Source organism: Acidovorax sp. HMWF018 (genome assembly GCF_003061035.1).
Classification (GTDB): domain Bacteria; phylum Pseudomonadota; class Gammaproteobacteria; order Burkholderiales; family Burkholderiaceae_C; genus Acidovorax; species Acidovorax delafieldii.
In genome coordinates this window covers 19,057-23,007 of sequence record NZ_QAIM01000312.1, presented here as the reverse complement: position 1 = coordinate 23,007, position 3,951 = coordinate 19,057, and the positions used below count along the sequence as shown (strand labels likewise).

The following is a 3,951-nucleotide window of genomic DNA, read 5'->3' as shown; positions in this document are numbered from 1 at the left end:
AGGCTGGGGGCGCGCAGGCCCCGGGTGGGCGTGCAGGGGGGGAGTCGTTGCAGGATCGCCTGCGACAAATGGCGCAGCAGCGCAGTGGCACAGGAATAGCAACAGGAAAGAAAAAACCGTGAAGATAGATGTGAAGATTCTCGATCCGCGCATGGCGGACCAATTGCCCACCTACGCCACACCCGGTAGCGCTGGGCTGGACCTGCGTGCCTGCCTGGATGCGCCGCTGACCCTGCAGCCCAACGCCTGGCAACTGGTGCCTACCGGCATTGCGATCTACCTGCAAGACCCGGGCTATGCCGCACTGATCTTGCCGCGCTCGGGCCTGGGGCATAAACATGGCATCGTGCTTGGCAATCTGGTGGGGTTGATCGACAGTGACTACCAAGGGCAGCTCATGGTGAGCGCATGGAACCGCAGCAATGTGGCGTTTACCCTGGAGCCCATGGAGCGGCTGGCCCAATTGGTGATTGTTCCGGTGGTGCAGGCCCAGTTCAACGTCGTCACCGAGTTTGCGGCCACGCAGCGGGGTGAGGGGGGCTACGGATCCACAGGCAAGTCCTGAGGTGGACCGCTCGGGGCTCCAAGCGCGTGACGGGTGAGTGGCCGGGTTGTAAGACCCCGCTTACGTTTCGATGGGTCTGTTACCGACATGGCGATGGCCCCTTGTCTACGCCGCGGCATCTTCAGGCGTTGTTCCAATCGGTACATGGGCATTGAGCTCTGGGTCGTCGGAGATTTTTCAGTGCCTGCCCCAACAACTTCTGGAGATTGAACATGCAATTCACCCGTCCCCTCGCCCTCGTGGGCACCGTGGTTCTGGCTGCTTCGCTGGCTGCTTGCGGCCACAGCCGCCCGGCACCTGCTCCGCAATACTCCGGCGGTTATTCGAGTGGCTACCAGACGGCTCCTGCCTATCCGCAGAATCAGGCAGGCACCGAATATGGTCGCGTGTCCAACATCGAAGTCCTGCAGGGCCGCAGCCAAGGCCAGACCACCGGCACTGGTGCCGTTCTGGGCGCGGTGGTGGGCGGCGTTCTGGGCAACCAGGTGGGCAAGGGCACGGGTCGTGCTGCAGCCACCGCTGTAGGCGTGTTGGGTGGCGCGGTGGCTGGCAACGCCATCGAAGGGCGCAACAACCAGGAATATGTGCAGGGATACCGGTTGTCCGTGCAGCTCGACCAGGGGGGGTATCGCGTGTACGACGTGAGCAGCCCGGGTGACCTGCGCATCGGCGATCGCGTGCGTCTGTACAACGGTCAGATTTCGCGCATGTGACCTGACGCACTGCCCTGACAAACGGGCGCTCCGAGTTTCCTCGGGGCGCCCGTTTTGCTTTTGGTGGGACTTAGTGCAGCAACGAGCTGCCTGGCGCCTGGGGCTGGACGCGGAAGAAGCCGGTTCCGGCCGTGCCACGTCCGATTTCTTCTTCGGTGGCTTCGCGCACGGCCTGCACCGTCAGTTGCAGGCGCAGCGCGATGCCCGCCAGAGGGTGGTTGCCGTCGAGCACGATATGTTCGGGATAGATCTCGGCCACGGTGTAGAGGGCCGTGCGGGGGGCATCGGGGTTGCAGCCCTCGGGCAGGGCCATGCCGTCAAACGTCATCCCTTCTTCGATCTCGGCGGGGAAGAGGGCGCGGGGTTCCAGAAACAGCAATTGGTCATTGAAGTCACCGAAAGCGTCCTCGGGTTCGAGGTGCAGTGCAAGCGTGGCACCAGGGCCGTGGCCTTGCAGGGCCTCTTCGATACGGGGCAGGAGATCATCACCGCCCACCAGAAACTCCACGGGTTCGTCGAGTACGTCGAGTTCTTCGCCCAGGGTGTCTTTCAGGGTCCAGGTCAGTGCGACCACACATTGTTGGGTAATTTCCATAGGAGAATTGTCGCAGTTTGACCAACGGCCCCGCAAAAGGGCAACACTTTCCCCATGGACATTCAGCGACCCTTGGCCCTGCTCGGCGGCCTCACTCCCGCGCAATTCATGCGCCGCCACTGGCAGAAGAAGCCCTTGCTGGTGCGCCAGGCCATCCCGCAGTTTGCGCCGCCGGTGCTGCGGGCCGAGCTGTTTGCGCTGGCCGGGCAGGAGGGTGTGGAGTCCCGCCTGGTGCAACAGATCAAAGGTGCCTGGAAGCTGCGCCACGGGCCCTTCAACCGCCGTGCACTGCCTGCGTTGCAGCAGCCCGACTGGACGCTGCTCGTACAGGGCGTCGATCTGCACAACGACGCGGTGCATGCGCTGATGCAGCAGTTCCGTTTTGTGCCCGAGGCGCGGCTGGACGACCTCATGATCAGCTACGCCAGCAATGGCGGTGGCGTAGGGCCCCATTTCGACAGTTATGACGTCTTTTTGCTGCAGGCGCACGGCAAGCGGCGCTGGCGCATCGGGCGCCAAAAGGATCTGTCGCTGCGCGACGGCATTCCCTTGAAGGTGCTGGCCCAGTTCGAGCCTGAGGAGGAGTTTGTGCTGGAGCCGGGTGACATGCTGTACCTGCCCCCGCGTTATGCCCACGACGGGATTGCCGAAGGCGAGTGCATGACCTACTCCATCGGTTTTCGCGCGCCGACCCGCGCCGAGCTGGCGCAAGAGCTGCTGGTGCGTCTGGCGGAAGATGCCGGGGAGGACGACCACCCGTTGCTGTACCGCGATGCCGGACAGGACGCGGTGGCGCAGCCGGCGCACATTCCTGCCGGGCTGCAGGACTTTGCGCGTGAGGCGCTGTCGCGCGCGCTGGCCCAGCCCCTGGTGCTGGAACGCGCGCTGGGCGAGTACCTGACCGAGCCCAAGCCCAGCGTGTGGTTTGAGCCTGGCGACCCCAAGGTGATGCTGGAAGGGGTGCGGCTGGACCGCAAGAGCCGCATGATGTACGACACACAGCACATCTTCATCAACGGCGAAAGCTACCGCGCAGCGGGGCGCGACGCCACGCTGATGCGGCGCCTGGCCGATGAGCGCCAACTGTCGGCACGCGATCTGGCACGGGCCAGCGACGACGCGCTGGAGCTGCTTTCGTCGTGGTGCGATGCGGGCTGGGCCCATGCCTGGGCCGGCTGAGACTGACCAGGAGCCAGTGATGACCGACACAGCAACCCCCTCCGCCGAGCCTTTGCGTGACTTGCCCAGTGGGCGATTCAGCGGGCGTGAGGCGTTTCAGCAACTGGTGCGCGACGCCATTGCAACGGCGGCGCGGGACGGCTGGCAAGAGATTTTCATCAGCGATGCCCACTTTCATGACTGGCCCTTGGGCGAGCGTGCGGTGGTCGAGGCCTTGCAGGACTGGGCCCGCAGCGGCAGGCGCTTCACCATGCTGGCCTGCAGCTACGACGACGTGATCCGCCGCCATGCCCGCTTTGTGCGCTGGCGCGGTACCTGGGACCACATCATCACCTGCCGCCGCAGCCCGACCGCCGACCCGCTGGACCTGCCCAGCGCGCTGTGGTCGCCGCAATGGGTGCTGCACCGGCTCGATCCCGAGCGCTGCGTGGGGGTGACCGGCAGCGAGGCCGATCGCCGGGTGCTGCTGCACGAGACACTCAACGAATGGGTGCGCAGCAAGAGCGCACCCGGCTTTCCCTCCACCACACTGGGCCTGTAGCTTGTGCCCCACTTTGGGGAGCGCCCGTTGGCGTGGCGCCACGCGGCAGTCGCGCCCGAGGGGATACTGCGCAAAGTCAAGCTGGCGTAAAGCTTTCGTCAGTGTTAGTCAGTATTGACTAAATACCAATATAATCTGCGGCTGTGCCCAAAAAGGTGCAACCAAGTGCATTGTGCCAATGCGTGCATGGGCTCAGGAAGCCTGACGCCGTGGCTTTTCAAGATTCTGTCTGTCCAAATAGGAAAATCGAAATGAAGAACTCTCTCGTTCTGGCCGCCCTGATCGCTGCTGCTGCACTCGCCGCTTGTGGCAAGAAGGAAGAACCCGCTCCAGCACCCGCTCCTGTGGAAGCTCCTGC

Annotated in this window: 5 protein-coding genes; 4 read left to right on the top strand and 1 reads right to left on the bottom strand. The window is 64.2% G+C overall.

The window, feature by feature from the left end:
• The first annotated feature begins 118 nt into the window (after positions 1-118).
• Both dut and DBR23_RS11895 read left to right on the top strand, forming a co-directional pair.
• Complete coding sequence (gene dut, locus DBR23_RS11900) at positions 119-565, top strand: dUTP diphosphatase (RefSeq protein ID WP_015013334.1); 447 nt, start codon at positions 119-121, stop codon at positions 563-565.
• A gap of 212 nt (positions 566-777) precedes the next feature.
• The gene (locus DBR23_RS11895) at positions 778-1,278 is read left to right on the top strand and encodes a glycine zipper 2TM domain-containing protein (RefSeq protein ID WP_056061711.1); all 501 of its coding nucleotides are present in this window, start codon (positions 778-780) and stop codon (positions 1,276-1,278) included.
• A 70-nt stretch (positions 1,279-1,348) separates the two neighbouring features.
• Here DBR23_RS11895 and DBR23_RS11890 read toward each other — a convergent pair whose 3' ends face one another.
• The gene (locus DBR23_RS11890) at positions 1,349-1,873 is read right to left on the bottom strand and encodes a peptidylprolyl isomerase (RefSeq protein WP_056061714.1); all 525 of its coding nucleotides are present in this window, start codon (positions 1,871-1,873) and stop codon (positions 1,349-1,351) included.
• 54 nt (positions 1,874-1,927) lie between these two features.
• On the opposite strand from DBR23_RS11890, the gene DBR23_RS11885 reads away from it, so the two are divergent.
• Together DBR23_RS11885 and DBR23_RS11880 are read left to right on the top strand one after the other, a co-directional pair.
• Complete coding sequence (locus DBR23_RS11885; RefSeq protein WP_108498378.1) at positions 1,928-3,052, top strand: cupin domain-containing protein; 1,125 nt, start codon at positions 1,928-1,930, stop codon at positions 3,050-3,052.
• A gap of 19 nt (positions 3,053-3,071) precedes the next feature.
• Complete coding sequence (locus DBR23_RS11880; protein ID WP_108498377.1) at positions 3,072-3,593, top strand: hypothetical protein; 522 nt, start codon at positions 3,072-3,074, stop codon at positions 3,591-3,593.
• Positions 3,594-3,951 lie beyond the last annotated feature (358 nt).